This window comes from Clostridium estertheticum subsp. estertheticum (assembly GCF_001877035.1).
GTDB classification, from domain to species: domain Bacteria; phylum Bacillota; class Clostridia; order Clostridiales; family Clostridiaceae; genus Clostridium_AD; species Clostridium_AD estertheticum.
This window is the reverse complement of record NZ_CP015756.1, coordinates 536,736-559,015: the sequence shown is the minus strand read 5'-3', so window position 1 is coordinate 559,015 and position 22,280 is coordinate 536,736. Positions and strand designations below refer to the sequence as shown.

The following is a 22,280-nucleotide window of genomic DNA, read 5'->3' as shown; positions in this document are numbered from 1 at the left end:
ATCCGTAAATAACTACTTATTTTTTTATAATTATAATTATAGTATACTCTTTTAGTTTAATCCAAGTAAGCACAATTCTAAAACTCCACTAAACAAATTAAGGCTATAAAATAACTACCCTTTTAAAGTAGCTTCTTTTATAGCCTTAAATACAAGTTTTCCTGCCTTAATAGGCCTTTCTAATATAAATAAATGTCCATATTCCTTTAGTGATATAAAAGTACTGTATTTAAACCTTTTTATTGTTTTAAGTAACTCTTCTTCACTAAAAAAGCAATCATCTTTCCCTAAAAATGCAATAACAGACATGTTATTATCTATCATTAATTCATTTTTAGAAATTTCATTCATATTATCACACTCCAGAAAATCTGCATGGCAAGTAGCTGACAAAGTACATATTAAATTAGGATTTAGATATTTAATATACCAAGGCATCTTACCTGTGAAGCTCTTCTCAATTAGCGACTTTGCATTAAATGTTTTAGTTTCTTTATTATATAATCCTTTAGTAACCGTTTTATCGTACCTTGTGAATCTAGCGCTAGCAAATAAAATGCAAAGTTCTATATTCTTTTCTAATAGCTTTCTGTTAACAATATTTAGAAGTGTCATTCCACCAATTGAATAACCAAGCAATGTAACTTTCGCACTGCAGTAATTTTTTTTGATTAAATGTTTTATAACATTAACTTGAAAATCAATCAAATCATTTCCATCGGTTAAAGGTTCTCCCTTAGTTAATGATTTTCCAAATCCATGTCCCGGTGTATTGATTATAATAACTTCAGTTTCCCTAAACTGCTTTGCAAATATAGCATAATTTGATGCATAGGTGGCTGCCCCAGTAAGAATTATAACTGTATTATATCGTGGTTTAGACTCCACTTTTTTTAAACAAATAATTTCTTTATTATTAATTATCAAGTTAATCTTCTTAAGCAAAACACCCACCCAAATTCGCCTCTTTTTCTATTTCGATTTTATTATGTTACCCACTATTTATTTATATAAATCAATTTTATATTTTTATGTCTGATTTTTTATAATTTATAAAAAAATCGCTATATCATAATATGTATCCAATTTTTACCTTGCAAAAATATATTAACCACTATATACTTTGTATTATCATTGATTATCATTTTCTATTAAAAATGATAATCATAATCTGGCGTAACCCTACTAGTTTTACCGCTAAGGAATATAATATCCACAACTTATGTATAATTATATGTTGAAAAATTATTTAGAAATATTACTTTTATTTAAGTAGTATAAAAAGGAGAGTTAAAAAAATGAAGCAAAAATTTTTTTTAATTGGGTTAGTAATTGTAATTTGTGTTGGCCTTATAGTTTTTAACAATTCAAAAAAAGACTCACAAAAAACAGCAACTGAAAGTGCATCTACTTCTAATATAAAACAAAACACTCAGACAATAACATATCTAAACAAGAAATACAAACTTCCGAAAAATGTAACCAAAATTGTAACTGCGAGTTTAGAATCTATGGAAGATGCTGCAGTGCTTGGAGTTATGCTTTAGCTATGAGGCGTGAAGAAACTTATATATTAAGCACAACAACAATTAGCTTTAAAGATGATTATCAATACTACTAATTGTTATTTATAAAGATAATCCTAACTACAAATTGTCTTTTTTAAAGTATACTTAATTTTAATTTTAATCTTAAAAAAATAAACAATGTTAATAGGATAATCTATTGATAATTATGTTTTTTACTGTAATAATTAATAGAAGTAATTTAAAATATAAATTAGAATAAAATTTCTATTTAAATCAAACTAATATTGGGGGAAAATATATGGAATCAGTTAATATTTTAGGTACAGGGAGTGCTATGGTTACAAAATGTTATAACACTTGTTTTACCATTTCTAGCGGTAAAGAGCATTTTTTAGTAGATACAGGAGGTGGAAATACCATACTCTCAAACCTAGAAAAATTAAACATAGATATAAGCAATATCCACAATGTTTTTATATCTCATAGACATAACGATCATATTTCCGGCATTGTTTGGATAATTAGGGCTGTAGCTCAGCAAATTATGAATGGAAATTATGACGGCAATCTAACAATTTATTGCCACAAAAATAATATTGATATAATAAACACAATAAGCAGCTTGCTTTTAGATAAAAAATTTACAAAGTTTATTGGAACTAGAATACTATTTAATGAGATTTATGATAAATGTACGGTTTCTATACTAGACTTAAGTATAAATTTTTTTGATATTAGAAGTACTAAAGAGCTTCAGTTTGGCTTTAATACAACACTTAAAAACGGAAAAAGTTTGGCTTTTTTTGGTGATGAGCCTTACAATGAAGAGTTATTTGAATATGCTAATAATGTAGATTATCTTTTTCATGAGGCCTTTTGTTTATATTCACAAAAGGATATCTTTAAACCTTATGAAAAACATCATGCTACTGTAAAAGATGCTTGTGAAAATGCATCTAAGCTAAACGTAAAAAATATAGTTCTATTTCATACTGAGGACAAAAATATATTAAATAGAAGAAAACTATATACCGATGAAGGCAAGAAATTCTTCTCAGGAAATATTATTGTTCCTGATGATTTAGATATTATTGAATTGTAAATGATTTGATATCTAACAAACAAAATATTTACCATAAGTCTGTGCCCATAATATTCTAATGATATTATGGGCGCAGACTTTTTTATGCAATAACAAATATATAGCATGCTCTTCTATAAAATTATATTCTAAATAAGAATACTTTTCCTATAAATAGTTCAGAATAAAAAAGAGTGATCTATGCACATGGAAGGAGTAAGTTATGAAAGTTGGAATTCCTAAAGGTTTATTATATTATAAATACTATCCATTTATAAAAAGATTTTTAAGTGAACTAGGTGTAGAAATAATTACATCTACAGATACGAATAAAAACATTTTAAATGAAGGAATTAAATATTGCGTAGACGAGGCCTGTCTGCCTATAAAGATATTCCACGGACATATCTTAAATATAAAAGATAAATGTGATTTATTAATAATACCAAGATTTATGAGGGTACGCCAGCGCGAATTTATATGCCCAAAGTTTTGCGGTCTTCCAGAAATGATCCTATGTAGCATACCTAATATGCCAAAAGTAATGACAGAACCTATATATGCAACAAGCGAGAAGGAATTATATGCTTGGTGTAAAAATTTAGCTAACATGATTACGAAAGACAAACACAAAACAAAAGTTGCATTTAACAATGCTCTAGAGGAACAAAGAAAGACTAAATTTGGTATCAAAGATGAAGGCTATAAAATAACTATCGCTCTAGTTGGGCATCCATACAATCTATACGATACCTTTATTAATATGGATATAGTGAAGAAATTAAACAAATTAGGGGTCGGGGTCATAACAGAGGAATACGTGAGTGAAGAACAAATCAAATCAGAGGTAAATACTCTTTTTAAACGTCCCTTTTGGACTTTTGCATCAAATTCTTATGGCTTTACAACTAGTATAGCTAAAAACAAAGAAATAGATGGTGCTATATATATATCATCCTTTGCTTGCGGAATAGACTCTGTTGTAATTGAACTTATTAAAGATAAACTTTGTGATTTCCCTCTTTTAGTCTTAAAAGTTGATGAACATACTGGTGAAGGTGGTATAGATACAAGAATTGAGGCCTTTATCGATATGATTGAAAGGAAAAATAAAAATGAAGATAACATTTCCACATTTCGGCAACACACACCTTGCAGCTAAAGCATTATTTGATGGACTCGGTATAGAATGTATAATTGCACCATTTAGTAGTAGTGAAGCGTTGGAGCTAGGCTCCACGTTTTCTCCTGAAGAAATGTGCTTACCTTATAAAATTATGATGGGTAATTATTTGCAGAGTATAAAACTTGGAGCCGATACCATACTCCTTCCCGGAAGCTGTGGTCCTTGTAGATTTGGTGAGTATTGCGAATTACAAATAAATGCTCTTAAAAAAATGGGTCACAACTTAACTTTTATTGTAGTTGATAGTCCTTTTGACATTGGCAAAAATGAATTTTTAAATCGCCTATCCAAGATATCAAATAATAGTAAGGAAGGTAAATTACAAAAAATCAAAGCATTAAAAGTAGCCTACAAGGTAAATGAACTTATCGATACAATTGAAAGTAAAGTACATTATTTAACGGGACTTGAAGTTAACAAAGGTCAATTTAAAAACCTTTTAAAAGAATGTACCACTAATGCCTCCAAGGCACTTTCGCCCCCACAGATGGTGAGCATTTTAAAAGAATATAATAATAAAATAGATAATATTCCTATTAATAAAGATAAGTCCCCAATTAAAATTGCAATTATTGGTGAAATTTATACTGTAATTGAGCCCTTTGCTAACCTATATATAGAAGATAAACTTATGGACTATGGAGTATCCACTAAAAGAAAACTTACCCCTACTTGGTGGATTAAAAATACATTACTTAGCCCATTTAAACTAAACTCAATTGACATAAGAAAAGCCTCTAAAGAATATCTTCCATATTATATTGGTGGCCACGCTAGAGAATGTGTAGGAGAAGCACTTCTTGCAGAAAAAGAAAGTTTTGATGGGGCAATTCAAATTTTCCCTATGGGATGTATGCCTGAAATTGTATCAAAAGCAATTCTAACTAAAATTTCAAGTGATAAGAATTTTCCGATAATGACTTTAATAGTAGACGAAATGACTGGAGAAGCCGGCTATATTACTAGGATAGAAGCATTTGTAGATATGTTAGAGAGGAGAAAAAACAATGTACTATATGGGAGTTGATGTAGGATCTGTAAGTACTAACATTGTACTATTAGATAATTCATTAAATGTTATAGAAAAATTATATTTAAGAACAAAAGGTAAACCTATAAAAGCAATTCAAGACGGATTAAAAGTATTAAACAAGAAATATGATACTAAGCAAATAAAATCTGTTGGAACTACTGGAAGTGGAAGACAAATGGCATCCTTTTTAATAGGTGCAGACATTGTAAAAAATGAAATTACTGCTCATGCAGTTGCATCCCTTGAAATTGACAAAGAAGTAAAAACCATATTGGAAATAGGAGGTCAAGATTCAAAGATAATATTATTAGAAAATGGTATTGTAACAGATTTTGCAATGAATACAGTATGTGCAGCAGGTACAGGGTCTTTTCTTGATAGGCAAGCAGAAAGGCTAGAGATACCTATTGAAGATTTTGGACACTATGCATTAAAATCAAAATCACCTGTTAGAATAGCTGGAAGATGTGCTGTTTTTGCAGAATCTGACATGATACATAAGCAACAGCTCGGATATAATGAAGAGGACATAATAGGTGGGCTTTGCGAAGCAATGGTAAGAAATTATTTAAGCAATGTGGGAAAAGGTAAACAAATCCGTTCAAAAATATTTTTTCAAGGAGGTGTTGCAGCGAATATTGGTATTAAAGCAGCTTTTGAGAAAGCCTTAAATACTGAGGTCTATGTCCCAGTTCATTATAATGTAATGGGCGCTATAGGGGCTGCAATACTTTCAAAGGAAAAAACCATGAAGATAGGTAAAACAAATTTTAAAGGGTTTGAAATAGCCTTTAATAATTTTGTACCTAGAAATATTGAGTGCAATGGTTGTGGTAATAATTGTGAAGTAATTGCAATAAAAGATGGTGAAAAGACTGTAGGCTGCTTTGGAGATAGGTGTGGCAAATGGAGCAATAAAATGGAATTCAAAAAGAGAGATATCAGATAAACATTTATCTACTACCTCTACTTTTTTACAATCTTATTCCATACAATTACTTATCTAAAGTTTTCATATAATCAAGTTGTTTCTCTGCTGTTTTCTTCATATCATTTATAAGAGTAGTTTCTTCAATTGCTAATTTTTGTATATCACTCATGTTTTTATTAAATTTAGCTAATGTAGCAGGTGATTTAAAATATACCATGTTGTTCTTTACTTCATAATTTCCCTTTTCACTTACCATAAAGGTTACACTATCATTTATCTTTTTAATAAAACTTGTTTCAAATGCTATATATTTCTTTATCATAGCGCTTGATTGAAGTTGTCCTTTTTCAAACCCGGCCGCTACATCTTCTTTATAGATTTTCGGAATATCTACGTTATTTACATCTGTATTCATTGTTTTAGTAATTTTATTAGCATCTGTTTCAAATTGAGCAAATCCATTAGTTAAGGTTTTTAATCTTTCCTGAGTATCTTTAGTCTTAGCTGGAGTACTAAATGTATCGGCTGATAATAAAGTCTCAACATGAGCTTTAGATACATCTGTTTTCATATTAGCACTCAATTTTTGATAAGAAATAAAATATTGATTACATAAATCTAAAAGAGGTGCCATATTACCATATTTAGAATTTTCTAATTTATCAGAACTTAATTCTTTTCCAGCTGCATAATCACTACTCATACTTATTAATTTGTGCATAGCAACCTTGTTAAAACTAATCTCCTCAGTTCTTTTGTTGATTGCATTAGCTGTTGTTACAGTTGACGCAAGCATGAAAATTATTGAAAAAATCATTAGAGCACAGCCTTTTTTCTTTTTAAAAATTAATCTAACTATATATGCTATAAGAATAACTGCGATTATTCTTCCAATTATATATCCCAGTTGGCTACTTATATTAGCTGTTTTTAAATAAACACTCCTCTGAACTAAAATCTCTACTATTGATATTATTGCCCCTATTACGAAAAATATTATTGCTAAAATAGTAAATATTTTACTTTCAGCATGTTGTTCATGTAACTCATTTTCATTCATTTGCTAAACATCCCCTTTATCACAAGTACAATATTACCATATTGCACAATTATATACAATCAAAAGCGACAAAATTGTAATAAATAATCATTAAAGTGATGTTTTCTTCTGTTAATACGTTGTAGAATAAAGCATTTGTCGTTTTATAAAAAAATATTTTTTTTCAGTATACGTCAGCTGATATTCTATTTCTTCCATTTCTCTTAGCAATATAAAGTTCATTATCAACTTTTCTTATAAATTCATTTATTGTTATATTTTCATTAGGAAAAACAGAAGATATTCCAATTGATAAAGTAATTCTATCTGAAATTTCCGAGAATTTATGTCTAATATTCAACGTCTTCAATTTAATTCTTAAATTTTCCCCAAATTTAATTGCGTAATCAATTGAACTTTCTGGCAATAAAACCACAAATTCATCACCTCCAAACCTTGCAACAAAATATGGTCCATTATTCAAGTTTGCCAATATACTAGCAACCCTAGCTAAGCAATTATCCCCCTCTAAATGACCAAAGTTATCATTATACTCTTTAAAATAATCTATATCAATGATTAGTAGAGATAAACTATTTCTTTCTCTTATACTACCCTCCCAAACATCATTTATGTAGATATCAAACTTTCTCCTATTAGGAATCCCCGTTAAACTATCGTTTTCAGACAAAGATAATAATATTTCATTCACTTTTTCTAATTCAATTTGAATTTCTTTTGTTTTTATAACTTCCATTTCTAGTTCCATTGATTTTATTGAATTATTAATTGCTATAGCAGCATAAGATGATAGCGCTTTAACCATTTCAATATGGTATGGTGTAAAAGCATTTTTACCTTTACTTTGTATTGACATTACTCCTATAATCTTCGCATTTACTATAAGAGGACAAAACATAAGTGAATTTAGTTCTGAATTATAATTCAATTTTAGTTGATTGTTAAATGCGCCCTCGTTAATATATCTTGGAAACTCTTTACTAACATTATTAATTATAATCAACTCACCACTCTCAATACATTTTTCAGTAAAACTTGGTTTACTTAAAAGTGAAAGAGCAGGTATATTTTCCTTTTTACCATTAATAATAGCATCTAAATAATTTATCATAGAGTTATTCTCATCATAAAGACCAATACAAAAATAAGACAAATCCATGAAATCCTTAATACTTGAATAAAGTATATCTAATATCGAATGTTCATTTAAAGTTGAAGTTATTTTCTGTCCTAGTTCACTAATAATAGATATTTTTTCAACAAGCATTTGTAGCGATTGTGATTCTATTTTTAAGTTTACATTTTTCTCTATAATTCTATTATTCTCTTTCTCAATTTCTAACATCTTCTTTTTCATATTTAAACTTTGAATAATATTTTTTTTATAATCTTCTATATGTTTTTTTTCGTACTTATAGTGCAATTTCATATATCTAAAAGAGGATTCATATTCTCCTGACTTTTCATATAATATTGATAACATCATCGATATCTCAGATACCTTTTCATGTTGTTTATATTTTATTGATACATTACAGGCATCTATTAATATAACAATTGCTTTTTTTATTTTTTTTCGGTCCATCATATATTCATAATAACTAAGTAATGAATCAATTTTATAACTAGGTATTGCTTGTTTTTCATTCAAATTTATAGCAATATAAAAATATTCATCAGCCTTTGCGTAGTTTCTCTTTTTCCATGAAGTCTGAGCTAATAATTTATAGATATCAGCATCCGCTATAGTATAATTGTACCGTTTCATGTACTTTAAAGCTTTGTATGAGAGAATATTCGCCTTTTCATAATCCTCTAATAAGTAATAAATCTCACCTAAGCTAAGGATAGTTACTCCACTAGATAAACTATAATCCGATAAAGAATCTATGTCATATGCTCTTTCACTATAACTTAATGCTTCTTTGTATTCATTAAGTAGTTTATAATTTTCTGCAATATTATTTAAAGTAAGCATTATCGATTTTTTCGAAGTAGCCTTATTATCATATCTTTTACCTAAATCAATTTCTATTGCGACTATTTGTGCTTTATCATAAAAAGTCATACTTTTTTCAATATCACCTAACTCACTAAATATAATGCCTAATAAATTATATTCCCACCATATGAGATCGCAAAATCCTTTTTCAATAAAATAATGTAGTGAAACAAATATTAATTCTAATGCTTTTTCATCATTCCCAATGCTATAGTAAGAATAAGCCATATATAACTTGGCGACTTTTACACCAAGTGTATATTCTATCTTTTCAGATAGGAGTAATGCATCATTTGATAATTCTATCGCCCGCTGAGAATCAGTATTTTTTAGTGAATTAGCTTTTTCTAAAAGTGCCTTAATTTCTCTCCTTATATAACCCTCATTCATGAAATTACTCCTATTCAATATTCATAATTATTTTGAATAAATTACTTTTATCACTTTCTTTAGTACTGCCCTTTTTTATAAATACAATGTTACCATTAAACATAAGTACATACAACTTAAAAGCTATTGAATTGTAATAAATAAACATTAAGCTTACATTTTTATACCCACATCAAAATAAAACACATAAAAAGGAAGCCATAAGCTTTTAAATTAAGAGCTTATGACTTCCTTCCATTATTTAAATTATTTTAACAAAGATTTTATTGCAAGTAATTCCTTACTTAAATTATCATCTTTCATCATTTCAAGTACAGAATTAAGCATTACACGTACATCATGTTGTCCTTTATAAATAGGAGTAAGTCTCTTATTTAGATTTAAGAATTTATAAACAGCAATTTGTGCACCTCTTACTGAATAATCCATTGTAAATACTACGTCATCTTTTATTTCACAAAATTGTCCAAGCAATGCTAAATTAGTTGAACCTTCTGGAATATTTTGAGGTCTATCACCCTTTGCCCTAGTTAAAAATTGTGCTGTTGTAAACGGTAATATACATGGTATACAAATAGATGTTTCTATAATTTTCTTCATATCATCTTTAAAGTTTAAGTGATATAATACCTCAGCTAATATTTCCTCGCCGCTACAATCTACCATTCTCTTCTTTATAAAATCACCTTTTGCGTATGGGAATAAAGAATAACCCCAAATAATTTGTATTTCATCAGCTTGACCAATAAAATGTGGTTGATTATGCAAAACTATTGTCATGAGCCATGCAGAATCTCTAAATGTCATATGGGCACCAGTTCCTGGCTGATTACCTGAGAATTCTATTATTTTCTTATACATTGTTGGATCCTTAAGCGTAACTGTGAAAGACTCCCACATTGATTCCTCAACTCGTTCATCAAAAACCTTTGGATTACCAAACTCAGGACGACCATCTGCAATTTTCTCCCAAAGATCCCATGCTCCACCTACATGCTTGTCATTAATTATTGCTGGTTTAGTCATTGATCCAAGGCTAGTACCCGCTGTTAATGAACCAATAGTAACAAATGCTAAATCGCAAGCGCCGACCTCTATTCTAGTTTCTTTTCCATTTTTAAGACATTTAAAGGCCGTAACTGTAGTTTCAGTATCCGATGGTTTAAATTCTAAATCAGTTACTCTGCAGTTTAATTCGAAATTAACCCCTTGTGATCTTAACCATTTTGTCATAGGTAATAACATTGAATCATATTGATTGTATGGTGTACGACGTATTCCAGATAAATCTTTAAGTCGTGGTAATTCTTGAATAAATCTATGAAGATATCTCTTAAGTTCTACAGCACTATGCCAAGTCTCAAATGCAAAGAGTGTAGTCCACTGAAGCCAGAAATTTGTCTTAAAGAATGCTTCTGGGAAACACTCTTTAATAGTTTTTGTTCCTAAAGAATCTTCAGAGTTAATCATTATATCCATTAATGCCATTCTATCTTCGCGATTAAATCCTAAAGTCGATACATCTAATATATTAGCATCATTATCTATTAACCTAGCTTTTGCATGAGTATGAATCTCTTTATTAAAAGCATTAAATTCATCCATTATTGAAACTTTAGGATCAGTTAATGAAGGAATACTTTCCATTATTCCAAACGTACAAGCATAAGCTTCTCTATCAAACATTCTTCCACCACGGATTACATAACCATCCTTTGCATTACCATTTCCGTCCATACTTCCACCTGTTATGTCTAATTCTTCATATATATGAATATTTTTTCCTGGAACATGTCCATCTCTGATTAAATATATCGCAGCTGCCATTGATGCAAGTCCAGCACCAACCATATAAGCATTTGTTTTTTCTACATCAATAGTTTGATCAAAATTGAATTTCATTTTAACACCCTCCATTTTTAAAATCATGTACTCTCCCATAAAACTACTTTAAATTTACATATATCAAGTTATTAGCTTGCCATATATATAATATAAATCTAATCCCTATAATTTTATACAATCAATATCATAAGACTGTCTAAAAAATATACATATATCCTAAACTGTATACTTAAAAAAATTTAAAATTTAAATAACAAAATCATCACTTTAACCATATATTGTATTGTAAATACTTTAAGGAGTTAATTTAATGTATATCGATGAAGATGCTATCAAATCATTTAGTTTAAACAATACTTATGAACAAGAATCTCAATATTTTCCATTATCATGTCCCTATAGGCAAATGAATCCCTTTCCACCATTTCCCCAAGGAGGTCCTCAAAGCGGTCCCCAAGGAGGTCCATCTTCAGGCAGACCACCCTCTTCAGCTCCAAACTTTACACCGCCTGAACCTAAGGTTCAACAATTTGGTGCTACTCCCCTTATAGATCAAGGTGCAATTAGGCCTTGCCTTCGTAGATTTGTATATATATGGCCAAAAAGAGGCAGAGGATTCTGGGCATGGCTTACATTTGTTGGTCCTAGATCTGTATCTGGTTTTCGCTGGTATAGAAATACTTGGAGATATTTTGGAATGGATCTTAGGGAAATTAGTAGTTTCCAATGTTTTTAAATTAGTAATTAAAGAATTGAGGAGTTAGTATGAAGAACTTTCAACCTTTTCACGGAGTAATTACAATGATTAATGATTTCTGGATAGATGAAACTGGAAAAAATGCAGGTTGTTATAAATTAATGTCTGTAGAAGATGGATATGGAAATTTAGTGAATTTCGTAGTTGAACCAGCAACTTACTTTGTGGACCACGTAATGGTGAGACTCGGTGATATTGTAACTGGCTTTTATGATGCAAATGCACCTATTGTTCTCATTTTTCCGCCACAATTTAGAGCAATCGTTATTGCAAAGGATTCACTTTATCAAAATGTAAAAGTAGACTATTTTAACAATAATCTTGTAAGTAGCGATAATAATTTAAATTTAAACATTGCCCCTTGGACGCAGATAGTGCTAGAAAACGGGCAATCATTTACCAAAAGCCCAACAAACCGGAATCTAATTGTTGTTTATGGAGCTACCACAAGGAGTATACCAGCACAAACAATTCCCTATAAAATTATTGTTATGTGCTAAATTTTTAATAAAAATAACAAAGGAGAAGCCTAGGCTCCTCCTTTGTTATTTCCATAATATACATACACTTACTTAAACTCATTTAAGCTCTCAAATAATTCTTTAAAATTATTTTTAGCAATTGTTTCTCTTTCCTTAAATGTTCCCATTTCCTCTTTAGTGAACACTTCATTATTATTTAAAGTTACAAGTGCCTCTTTTATGGTATCCTTAAAACTTGGAATAATATCTATTATTTTTTTCACTCCATACATATATTCGTCGTCATAAAGTTTAAAACATTGAAATAGACCTGATGTAAGTCTTCCATCTGAGAATATATAAATATATCTATCACTCATTTCATCTGATAAATCTACTTCAACTTTATGCTTATACAACCTAAAAATAACACCATTTTTCTCAACGAAAATAGGGAATATCATAGAAAAAAGTACTATGGATTCTCCTTCTTCCTCAACCATTCCTGAAAAATCATTCTCATTAAGTTTCTCTACTATGTCATCAGTAAAAATACATTTTCGTATTTCTTTTCCGAGCTTACTTCTTAAGTTTTGCTCTTTCTCATCTGATAATAAGTTGTCTATCGAATTAAATAATTTATTTAGTGGTCCTTTTTCTTCAACCTTTTTCATAACTATAATCCCTCCTAGTTATCTTCTTCGAAGCTACAAGTTATCTTCTTCGAAACTCTTAGAATAACTTCAAAAATATATTCCATAAAATAGGGTACAATAGAACAGTCACTACTCCTGAAATAGCCATAGTTAACCCACTCATCGCTCCCTCAACTTCCCCTATTTCCATAGCTCTCGCTGTTCCGAGTGCATGAGCTGATGACCCCATAGCAATTCCTAGGGCAACTTTATCATTAATTTTGAAAATTTTATATAAGAATGGTCCTCCAATTGAACCTATAATACCTGTAATAATTATCGCTACAACTGTAATTGATTGAAGTCCACCCAACTGCTTTGACAAAGCTATTCCTATAGGTGTTGTTATAGATTTAGGCATTAAAGATTTAATAAGTACATCTGTTAATCCAAATAATTTTGAAAGTAATACTACACTTATAAAACCCGAAACGGCTCCACTAAAAATTCCTATAAGTATTGGTGTAGCATTTTCTTTAAATAATACAAACTTTTTATACATTGGCAAGGCTAACGCAACTGTTGCGGGGAATAAAAAAAACGAAATTATTTGTCCTCCCTTGTTATAATCCTCATATTTGATATGAAACTTTGTAAGAAATAATATTAATATAATAACGGCTATCATAAGTGGATTAAAAATTGAAAGTCTGCCTTTTTTCTTTATATAAAGTCCAATTTCATAAGCAATAAGAGATGTTATTACACCAAAAACTGGTGAAGTAATTAAATCATTCATGTAAACGTCCTTTCCTTAAAATTTTAACTACGAGTGCTGTTACAATCCACACTACACATGTGGAAAAAATAACTATAACCATAAATGGTATCCATTTACCCTTTAATACACCAAATGCAGTCATTAGCCCTACCCCAGCAGGAATAAATAAAAATGACATATTTGATAAAAGAAACTCGCAAAGCTCTTCTATCATTTCAATTTTAACTATTCCTATTTGTAATCCTAAAAACAATAAAATAAGTCCAATAACAGATCCTGGAATTGGTAATTTTAATGTTAGTTGTAATACAGTTCCTAAAACATATGGAATTAAAACAATCATTAATTGTCTTAAATACCTCATTCTTTCACCTACTCATTATGAAATATTGTAATACACGAAAATCGATAACTCATTTATATGTTTTTTTATTTATATAAGTATTCTCTTGTCAAAGGTAAATCATTATTTACTCCTTTGGCGAATAATATCTGATGAAGATTAATATTACCACAATTAAATGATGCAGCGCAAGAATTCAAGTACAATCTCCACATTCTTATAAATGTTTCATCCTTACTCTTCGATATTATAGGAAGAGCATTTTCAAAGTTTTCAGCCCAATGTTCGAGTGTCTTACCATAATGTCTTCTAAGACTTTCTATATCAATTAATTCAAATTCTTGCTCTGCTATATCTGAAATAATAGTTTTAATTGCTGGCACATGTCCACCTGGAAAAATATATTTGTCTATCCATGTATTTGTACCACCTTCATTTATTCCTGTTATACAATGGACTAAAGACAGACCTTTATCATTCAATAAACTATTCACTACGTGAAAATATTCAGATAAGTTATCTAGTCCTACATGCTCTAGCATTCCTATACTGACAATTCTATCAAACTTTAAATTTTTTAACTCCCTGTAATCTTCAAGTTTTACTTCAACTAAATCTTCTAGTCCTTCTGCTTTTATTCTTTCATTTACCTTTTCAAACTGCTCTTCACTTAAAGTAATACCAATAGCTTTCACCTTATATTGTTTCGCAGCTGTTATTATTAGTTCTCCCCAGCCACAACCTATATCAAGTAGAGTTTGTCCTTCTTTTAAATTTAATTTTTTCAAAATATGATTTATTTTATTAATTTGAGCCTGATATAAGGAATCAGTATCATTTTTAAAGTATCCGCAAGAATAGCTCATAGTATCATCCAACCATAGTTTATAAAAATCATTACCGATATCATAATGAAATTCTATATTGTCTTTACTTCTTTTTATACTATTTTTTATCTTTTTTATTAAATGTTGATATTTCGCACTCTTTTTTAAAAAACTTTCCTTATTATTATATAAAGATTCAATCACAGACTGTACACTACCTACTACCTCTAATTTTTTAGTCATATACCCTTCTCCGAGAGCTATTGAAGGATTATTTATAATATCACCTTTTGGTATCGGCTCATTAAGAATGATTTTAAATTTGCTCTCACCTTCACCGTACTTTTCCTCATCACCATCCCAAAACCTAATTTCAAATGGATCTGAAAACATGCTTTTTAATAAAGTTTTATAAAATAATTTATCTGTAATCAAAATATATCACTCCTTTATTAATTGTTTATATAGTTTTAAAAATAACAAATACTAAATAAAGTGTACCATTAATTTGTTATTCTATTACAAAAAATAACAACCTATTATATAGGTATAACATTTTTTTAGCTAGAGGTCAAAAACGAACTATCTAAAATTTTAGCTTAGTAAACGGTAATCATATTTTCTTTTATACATAAACCTCTCGTTTACTTACTTTTCTAATTATTCTCTATGATCAAATGCAATTCTTTCTTTAGTGTTACTTTTTTTAAGGTAACCTTTAACCCCATAACGAATAATATAATAAAGAAGAGAAATTACTTAATGGAGGAATATTAATGCAATTAAATGGTAGCAAGACTGAAAGAAATCTTCTCAGTACTTTTGCCGGAGAGTCAAGAGCACGAAATAAATATACATCTTATGCTGAAAAGGCAGAAAATGAAGGGTATGAATATATAGCCTCTATTTTTGAAGCTACTGCGAACAACGAAAAGGCTCATGCAAGAGAAGTTTTTAATAGATTTCTTAAGATGAATAAAAATACAGCAGATAATTTAAAAGATTCGGCCGAGGGAGAAGCTCATGAAAGTAATAACCTATATAAACAATTTGAAAAAGAAGCCCGTGCAGAAGGTTTTACTGAAATTGCAAATTTCTATAAGGAATTACAAGAAGTAGAAGGAAATCATGAGATGAGGTTTATGAAAATATATGAAAATCTTGAAGCAGGCATGATATTTAAAAGAAACACTGATGTAAAATGGCAATGTATGAATTGTGGATATATTCATATTGGAAAAGAAGCACCTGCCTTTTGTCCACTATGTAAGTTTCCAAGAGCTTACTTTAAAATCTATTGCGAAGACTACAAATAGGAGGGGTGAATATGATAATTTACTATCCTACTTACTATTTAGTGCCAGTAGCACCTGTAATGTTTTCATATGAAGATGAATGTAACACCCGTTGCAACGCTTTTTACAATGCTGAGTTAAATGTTCCTTTTAATGATGAGTACAGTGATGTTCATAGCGATAACTACACCCTTCCTCAAAATAATGAGTACAATGATAATCATGGCTCAATGTACAATATAGAAGCTAGCGAACTCTATAACAGATACAGAACTATAAATGAAGATCTTTTTTACGAGGTTGATGAAGAATACGTAAATGATAACACTAGATAATATTTATAAGGCAACCTCTATTTAGATTGCCTTATATATTTCCTATTTCCTATTTTCTACATATATAATTGAAGGTACAGATCTTTCTCCCAAACTATCACAAGGATTGTTTATAACTTCATCATCATAAAATAATGTAGAGGATGAGCCTCCATCTAAATTAGCGGCATTATAAGCTCCATGATCATATAATACGTCTTGTGCCTCTCTTAGAGTAGCCCCTAAACTACGTATCTGTCTACCGTCAATAACTAGAAATAATATTGCTCCATCCTTTCTTTGTGCTATACATGTTCTAGGTGCAATTCCCCAACCACCATTCCCATGGTTTATTGTCTTAAATCCATTAACTATCATGGCAGGGCCAAAGGACACTGCCTCACTCACCCCAAATTTCATCATTTCTTTTATTGTATAAGTACCAACTAATAACTTTCCCAATTTAGTTAACGCTATAATTTCTATTTTTTCATTGTCATTATTTATACCATTATAAATAATCTTCCCACCAGACATTATAACTCCAGCTGGATTTGCCCCAGTCCCTGTCCAAAGTGATCCCGCGCTTTTATCTGTAAACCCTCCACCATTAATGGCTGCAATGGCATTATTACTTCTTGCAATATCACTAGTTAATTCCCCTTCCTTGCCGATCATGCTACTATATCCCACTTTCACTCTGGTTGGATCATTAATTACTAGCAGATATCCCTTAAATTTAGTCCCCACTATTTCATACCTTGTAACACTTTTATCATTTTTATTTTTTACCTTTACGCCTGTTCCTATTCCATGTGAATTATCTTGAATTATAATATCCACCTTCTGCTGCCTCATAATTTTGTTTATTTTATCATCAGATAAAAATGATGTCACTAGCCATTGTAAGGTATAAGTAGTCATTGCAGAACCTACAACCGTGGATCTTACATTTTTAAACGGGCCATAATAAATCATAAATGGCCCTGTGATTATTGTGAAAACAATTTGAAATATAATAAATAATAGAACTAATCTGCTTTTACTCATTTTACCTTTTTCTTTTTTATTTATTGTTTTCATACTCCCCTTCCTTTTATGTAATACCTTATTCTATAATTTCAAAGATTCGAAATAGGGAACTATAACTCTATATATTATATGATTTGTTTTATAGGTTACATGCATGTTATTTTTTATATAGACTAATATAATTTCCTATAATAAAAAGCATCCAGATAACAGACTAAGCTGTTATCTGGATGCTTTTGTAAATATACCTAACTAATTTTCGATGATTTTTCATGATTAGAATCATTCGAATCATCATAAAGCGATGAACTATTATTTTGCTTTACAAGAGAACTTATTATAGCTGAACTAGCTATAAATAATAACCCAGTTTGAGGCGCAATCATTGTGAAATCAACCAATCCATGCCCGATTATTATCGCTTGAATGCCTGCTAGCATTGGAACTATCCTACACTTTTGTGCATAAAGTATCTTCAAATTTCTAAATAAATTGATTTTCAAATAAGCATATATTAAAAGCCCAACGCCTCCTAGTGTTGTCATAATCGTAATCCAGATATTATGACCATGGTATAACGTTGCATAAAAATAACCTTTCATAAAGTCTGCCCCATGCTCTGTAATCCCCATAAGCCCCCAACCCGTAAAGGGCTTAATCCTTATCATTTTTAAACATCCTTTCCATATTCCAAGACGACTAATAAATGAATCATCAAACCCATGTGCCGTTACGTTTTTTGAAATCTCCGATGGCATAAAAGTAACTGCCGCTGTAATTATGAATATTGTTATAAACAGCCACATATCCTTTTTACTGCCTTTAAGTAGATAAAAAATAAAAAGTCCGCATAATAGACCAATAAAAGCACCACGCGATCCCGTTAAATACAATGCAATAACAAACAAGAGTGTTGCTACTCTATAAAATAATTTTGTTGTTTTAGATTTAATACTACAAAAATGAAGACCTACAATAATCATTATGGCAAACCAATTACCGGCTACATTGGGATTTCCAAAGGTACTGTATATCCTATCATTAACTACTGGCTGAGATGTAATTTGAAGAAATCTCGACCAAATATTAATATTAAAATAAACATATATAACTTTCTCAATAATTCCAAAAATAACTGAAATCAGTGAAAATGATACTAAATGCATATATATCTTTTCCACTATACTTTCATTTTTACAATAATTTTGTAAAAAAATGCTAACACATAAATACATAAAAAGAGCAAAAGATACAACAATTGATGAAAAACTATAATTTATAACTCCTACTATTAAAGACCAAATAAAAAGTAAACAAAGTCCTATATTCCAATGATTTTTGTGTATGCTTACTTTTTTAAATAATACCATATATAGCATATATATCATTGGTAGTATTGTCGTATAAGGAGAAATAACTGTTAAAAAAACTAAAATAGACATAATAAACCACCTTCACCTATAATCAAACAAGCCTAACCAAAAATATAACAACTATTTTCTATTAGCCTTACCTACCTGCGAAAAAAACATTCCCTTTATAACTTGTAATGCTCCGCAGCAGCCCATTACAATAACTAAAATGTCACACTTTATTTTACATTTATAAGTATCTGTTGAATTGAACTGTTATATCCTTGTTGCAAAATAATAAAAATTATTTTCGAACATAATATTCCTAACATAATCCCGCTTATTGCAAGGCCTAACTCGTCGTACTATGTGTTTCATTATCCCTTCACCAACAATAGTACTTATAATTAATGTTAGAATTACTCAATTCCCAATTATCCTATATGGCTTATCTAATATTAAAGCAATAGATATTATAAACCAAATAACCCCATATTCCCCATAAATGTAACTATAGGCATTATAATATCTAAATATCTATTTTGTCCATACTTTTTAATAAAAAATAGAATATAATCATCAATTTTTTATATTTCGTTGCCAATTTTCATATACATCTTAACGCCTCTTTCTTCTATATGTGAGCCTATGTATTATAATTCACTATAAAGCTTCAAATACTATTTTCATGCATGTAAGCTATAATATTATTCTTAATACTAATGTTATTAAATTTCAGTGCTCTGAACCTCATCTTCATTGTCTTCATTTTTTTTCCTCTTTTCTTTTATAAACACTATAACTCCAGGCAATAATGAAATTATTATTATAGCTACTAACATATAAGAAAAATGAGTTTTTACAAATGATAGATTACCAAAGAAATACCCTCCACCTAAAAATAAACTTACCCAAAGTCCTCCGCCAACAATATTATATGGTACAAACTTAGAATAATTCATTTTGCCAATACCAGCTACAAAAGGTGCGAAAGTTCTAATTATAGGAATAAATCTTGCAATTACTATTGTCATTGAGCCATGTTTTTCATAAAATTCCTGAGCCCTTATTAAATACTCCTTATTTATAAACCTTACTTTTTCTTTTGCGAGTATCTTTTTACCAATCTTTTTGCCAATAAAATAATTAGCAGTATCTCCAAGTATAGCCGCAAGATATGTTATTATTAGGAGGGTAAATATATTCATTGATCCAATTCCTGCTAGTGCTCCTGCCGCGAATAACATTGAATCACCTGGCAAAAATGGTGTAATTACTAAACCCGTTTCAATAAATATAATTAAAAAAAGGACTCCGTATGTTAACATACCATACTGTTGAACCATTAAAGTTAAATACTTATCAATATGCATTATTACGTTTATAAAGTTGATTAAAATATCCATATTTTCTCTCCTCGTTATTAATACTTATGTAGATGTCTTGATGCTAGTATTATATATCTATAAGATTAAAATTTGATTAAAAAATATCACCCTTTAAGCTAATATCATAATAATATTACAGAATGTAAAATTTCGCCCCCATTTTAAAAATCACAAACTTCTTATATACTAGCCTTGGAATTATTCTTTATATTATTAAATATATAAATTACTAAAGCACTACATACAAGCCCTAAAATTGCACCTACTAAAACATCTGTAGGATAATGTACATATAAATATACCCTAGAAAAAGCTATCAAAGATGCTAAACTTATAATTTCAATACCATACTTTTTAAAATATTTCGCAAGCACGCCCGCAACTGCAAATGACGACATAGAGTGCCCTGATGGAAATGAATAAGATAATGGCCTCGCTATTAAATGGTTCATTGTTGGCATAGTGTCCGATGGTCGCAAACGTTTAAATACATTTTTCAGTATCTCATCACCCTTCCTCCTTTGATTGCTAGGAGATTCCGTAATGTCCCCCATATCTTATATAGTATATTTGCAAGATTAAAATCACATTAAATTATCTCCTTCGTAGGTGCAATATTAGATTTAACTTAATAATTAATGTTTAATATTACAATTATCTTTGTTCCAAAACCTTCCGTGCTTTCTGCACTTATAGTTCCTTTATGTACATCCACTATTAATTTTGCAATAGATAGTCCAAGACCAGTACCACCTTTTTCTTTAGATCTAGATTTATCAACAGTATAAAATCTTTCAAATATATTTTGTATTTCATCTTCTGGTATTCCCATGCCACTATCACTAACGGTAATTTTTACTGTATCACAATGGATTTCTGAACTTATATCTATTGTGCCTTTTTCTGGGGTGAATTTAATACTATTATCAATTAATATCCTAAGCATCTGCTTCATCATTTTATAATCTGCAAATATACTAATAGAATCATTTTTGTAACTTGATATTATATGACTATGATCTATAAGTTTAGTTTCCCTAATCACTTCACAAATAAGATCATTAAGCAAGAAATCTCCTTTCTCAATTCTTTGATTTCCGCTGCTCCCTTTAGCGATAAACAATAATTTCTCAACTAAATTTGCCATATTACTAGTTTCTAGTTTTATAGCGTGAATAGATTTTTCCAAGGCTTCTCTGTCATCTTTACCCCATCTATCGATTAGGTTTGCATACCCTTGTATAACTGCAATAGGAGTTCTAAGTTCATGCGATGCATCAGACACAAACTGAATTTGCCTATTAAAAGATTCTTGAAGCCTATCTATCATTTTATTAAAAGTTATACCCAATCTTTTAAGTTCATCATCAGGACCTGTAACCTCTATTCTTCCCAATAAATTATTAATACTAATATTATCAGCAGCTTTAGTTATTTGATCAATAGGTTCTAACATCTTTTTACTTATGATGTACCCTAATATAATTGAAGCAATCATCCCTATAAAATCAGCTATCGCCATTAAAATAAATAGAATTTGCATAAAGTCATATTCATTACACATCCACTTAACTATTTGAATATAAATGACTCCATATTTTTGGGTTTCAATTTTTAAAATTTTATATACTAGGTGTTTATCATCTTCTTTACTTTTTCTTATTTTATCAAAAGGTTCTTTGCTTATAATATTATAATTAAATTCTTTTGATTTATTTAGTATTTTGCCATCTTGCCTTAGTATTCTTATTGATATATTTTGTTCTGAAGTAACATCTGAAACAAGTTCTTTATTTGACAAATCTCCATGTTCATTCCGAGATACGATATTATTTAATACTTTTGTTTTGACATCTTCTATTTGTTTATTTGCCTGGCCGTACAAGTAGTACTTTATACCATATAGAATAGAAGCATTTAAAATAAGTAATATTAATGAGAACATTACAGCATAAATCACCGTTAATTTCAAAGATATTTTTGCACTTTTGATCATTTTCAAATTCATAATTTTAGAACCCATAATTTTAAAATCCAT

Annotated in this window: 23 protein-coding genes; 9 read left to right on the top strand and 14 right to left on the bottom strand. The window is 29.5% G+C overall.

Translation table 11 applies throughout. The annotated features are described in order from the left end of the window. Positions 1 to 114 precede the first annotated feature (114 nt). Complete coding sequence (locus A7L45_RS02695; RefSeq protein ID WP_169829552.1) at positions 115 to 945, bottom strand: serine aminopeptidase domain-containing protein; 831 nt, start codon at positions 943 to 945, stop codon at positions 115 to 117. Positions 946 to 1,298: 353 nt separating this feature from the next. On the opposite strand from A7L45_RS02695, the gene A7L45_RS02690 reads away from it, so the two are divergent. The 5 genes from A7L45_RS02690 (at position 1,299) to A7L45_RS02670 (ending at position 5,778) form a co-directional block, all read left to right on the top strand. Next, on the top strand, positions 1,299 to 1,547 hold the full coding sequence (locus A7L45_RS02690; RefSeq protein ID WP_071611343.1) for a hypothetical protein: 249 nt from the start codon (positions 1,299 to 1,301) through the stop codon (positions 1,545 to 1,547). A gap of 280 nt (positions 1,548 to 1,827) precedes the next feature. Further along, complete coding sequence (locus A7L45_RS02685; protein ID WP_071611342.1) at positions 1,828 to 2,631, top strand: MBL fold metallo-hydrolase; 804 nt, start codon at positions 1,828 to 1,830, stop codon at positions 2,629 to 2,631. Positions 2,632 to 2,833: 202 nt separating this feature from the next. Beyond that, on the top strand, positions 2,834 to 3,772 hold the full coding sequence (locus A7L45_RS02680; RefSeq protein ID WP_071611341.1) for an acyl-CoA dehydratase activase-related protein: 939 nt from the start codon (positions 2,834 to 2,836) through the stop codon (positions 3,770 to 3,772). Then, a complete protein-coding gene (locus tag A7L45_RS02675; protein WP_071611340.1) occupies positions 3,726 to 4,823 on the top strand; it encodes an acyl-CoA dehydratase activase-related protein in 1,098 nt (365 codons plus the stop codon). The genes A7L45_RS02680 and A7L45_RS02675 overlap by 47 nt, the downstream gene beginning before the upstream one ends. Further along, a complete protein-coding gene (locus A7L45_RS02670; RefSeq protein WP_071611339.1) occupies positions 4,804 to 5,778 on the top strand; it encodes an acyl-CoA dehydratase activase in 975 nt (324 codons plus the stop codon). Before A7L45_RS02675 ends, A7L45_RS02670 begins: the two co-directional genes overlap by 20 nt. Positions 5,779 to 5,824: 46 nt before the next feature. On the opposite strand, the gene A7L45_RS02665 is transcribed toward A7L45_RS02670, so the two are convergent. From A7L45_RS02665 to A7L45_RS02655, 4 genes are all read right to left on the bottom strand, one after another. Next, positions 5,825 to 6,820, bottom strand: coding sequence for a FeoB-associated Cys-rich membrane protein (locus A7L45_RS02665; RefSeq protein ID WP_071611338.1), 996 nt, complete (start codon positions 6,818 to 6,820; stop codon positions 5,825 to 5,827). A 163-nt stretch (positions 6,821 to 6,983) separates the two neighbouring features. After that, on the bottom strand, positions 6,984 to 9,212 hold the full coding sequence (locus A7L45_RS02660; RefSeq protein WP_071611337.1) for a sensor domain-containing diguanylate cyclase: 2,229 nt from the start codon (positions 9,210 to 9,212) through the stop codon (positions 6,984 to 6,986). A 10-nt stretch (positions 9,213 to 9,222) separates the two neighbouring features. Further along, positions 9,223 to 9,360 carry a hypothetical protein gene (locus tag A7L45_RS23430; RefSeq protein WP_207647754.1) on the bottom strand — a complete coding sequence of 46 codons (138 nt, stop codon included), beginning with the start codon at positions 9,358 to 9,360 and terminating at the stop codon, positions 9,223 to 9,225. A gap of 98 nt (positions 9,361 to 9,458) precedes the next feature. Next, complete coding sequence (locus A7L45_RS02655) at positions 9,459 to 11,114, bottom strand: oleate hydratase (RefSeq protein ID WP_071614830.1); 1,656 nt, start codon at positions 11,112 to 11,114, stop codon at positions 9,459 to 9,461. Positions 11,115 to 11,367: 253 nt separating this feature from the next. Between A7L45_RS02655 and A7L45_RS23660 the strand changes: the two genes are divergently transcribed. Then, complete coding sequence (locus tag A7L45_RS23660; protein WP_071611336.1) at positions 11,368 to 11,793, top strand: hypothetical protein; 426 nt, start codon at positions 11,368 to 11,370, stop codon at positions 11,791 to 11,793. A 29-nt stretch (positions 11,794 to 11,822) separates the two neighbouring features. Further along, entirely contained in the window at positions 11,823 to 12,314 is a 492-nt protein-coding gene (locus tag A7L45_RS02645) for a hypothetical protein (RefSeq protein WP_071611335.1), read from the top strand. Between the two features lie 68 nt (positions 12,315 to 12,382). Here the strand turns inward: A7L45_RS02645 and A7L45_RS02640 are convergent, their stop codons facing one another. The 4 genes from A7L45_RS02640 to A7L45_RS02625 all read right to left on the bottom strand — a co-directional run bounded on the left by A7L45_RS02640 (position 12,383) and on the right by A7L45_RS02625 (position 15,296). Next, entirely contained in the window at positions 12,383 to 12,949 is a 567-nt protein-coding gene (locus A7L45_RS02640; protein ID WP_071611334.1) for a hypothetical protein, read from the bottom strand. Between the two features lie 58 nt (positions 12,950 to 13,007). Beyond that, entirely contained in the window at positions 13,008 to 13,709 is a 702-nt protein-coding gene (locus A7L45_RS02635) for an LrgB family protein (RefSeq protein ID WP_071611333.1), read from the bottom strand. Continuing rightward, positions 13,702 to 14,055, bottom strand: a complete 354-nt coding sequence (locus A7L45_RS02630; RefSeq protein ID WP_071611332.1) for a CidA/LrgA family protein — start codon at positions 14,053 to 14,055, stop codon at positions 13,702 to 13,704. Before A7L45_RS02630 ends, A7L45_RS02635 begins: the two co-directional genes overlap by 8 nt. Before the next feature lie 65 nt (positions 14,056 to 14,120). Further along, positions 14,121 to 15,296, bottom strand: a complete 1,176-nt coding sequence (locus A7L45_RS02625) for an SAM-dependent methyltransferase (RefSeq protein WP_071611331.1) — start codon at positions 15,294 to 15,296, stop codon at positions 14,121 to 14,123. Positions 15,297 to 15,637: 341 nt separating this feature from the next. Here A7L45_RS02625 and rbr point away from each other — a divergent pair, with 341 nt between their 5' ends. Then, on the top strand, positions 15,638 to 16,177 hold the full coding sequence (gene rbr / locus A7L45_RS02620; RefSeq protein WP_071611330.1) for a rubrerythrin: 540 nt from the start codon (positions 15,638 to 15,640) through the stop codon (positions 16,175 to 16,177). Positions 16,178 to 16,188: 11 nt separating this feature from the next. Beyond that, positions 16,189 to 16,491: a hypothetical protein gene (locus A7L45_RS02615; protein ID WP_071611329.1), complete on the top strand. Its 303-nt coding sequence runs from the start codon at positions 16,189 to 16,191 to the stop codon at positions 16,489 to 16,491. Between the two features lie 42 nt (positions 16,492 to 16,533). On the opposite strand, the gene A7L45_RS02610 is transcribed toward A7L45_RS02615, so the two are convergent. The 5 genes from A7L45_RS02610 to A7L45_RS02590 all read right to left on the bottom strand — a co-directional run bounded on the left by A7L45_RS02610 (position 16,534) and on the right by A7L45_RS02590 (position 22,280). Beyond that, positions 16,534 to 17,553, bottom strand: coding sequence for a phosphodiester glycosidase family protein (locus tag A7L45_RS02610; RefSeq protein ID WP_071611328.1), 1,020 nt, complete (start codon positions 17,551 to 17,553; stop codon positions 16,534 to 16,536). Positions 17,554 to 17,750: 197 nt separating this feature from the next. Further along, positions 17,751 to 18,944: an O-antigen ligase family protein gene (locus A7L45_RS02605; RefSeq protein WP_071611327.1), complete on the bottom strand. Its 1,194-nt coding sequence runs from the start codon at positions 18,942 to 18,944 to the stop codon at positions 17,751 to 17,753. Between the two features lie 638 nt (positions 18,945 to 19,582). Next, positions 19,583 to 20,260 carry a DedA family protein gene (locus A7L45_RS02600; protein WP_071611326.1) on the bottom strand — a complete coding sequence of 226 codons (678 nt, stop codon included), beginning with the start codon at positions 20,258 to 20,260 and terminating at the stop codon, positions 19,583 to 19,585. Between the two features lie 161 nt (positions 20,261 to 20,421). Continuing rightward, positions 20,422 to 20,796 carry a phosphatase PAP2 family protein gene (locus tag A7L45_RS02595; RefSeq protein ID WP_071611325.1) on the bottom strand — a complete coding sequence of 125 codons (375 nt, stop codon included), beginning with the start codon at positions 20,794 to 20,796 and terminating at the stop codon, positions 20,422 to 20,424. A gap of 74 nt (positions 20,797 to 20,870) precedes the next feature. Further along, entirely contained in the window at positions 20,871 to 22,280 is a 1,410-nt protein-coding gene (locus tag A7L45_RS02590) for a sensor histidine kinase (RefSeq protein ID WP_224616796.1), read from the bottom strand.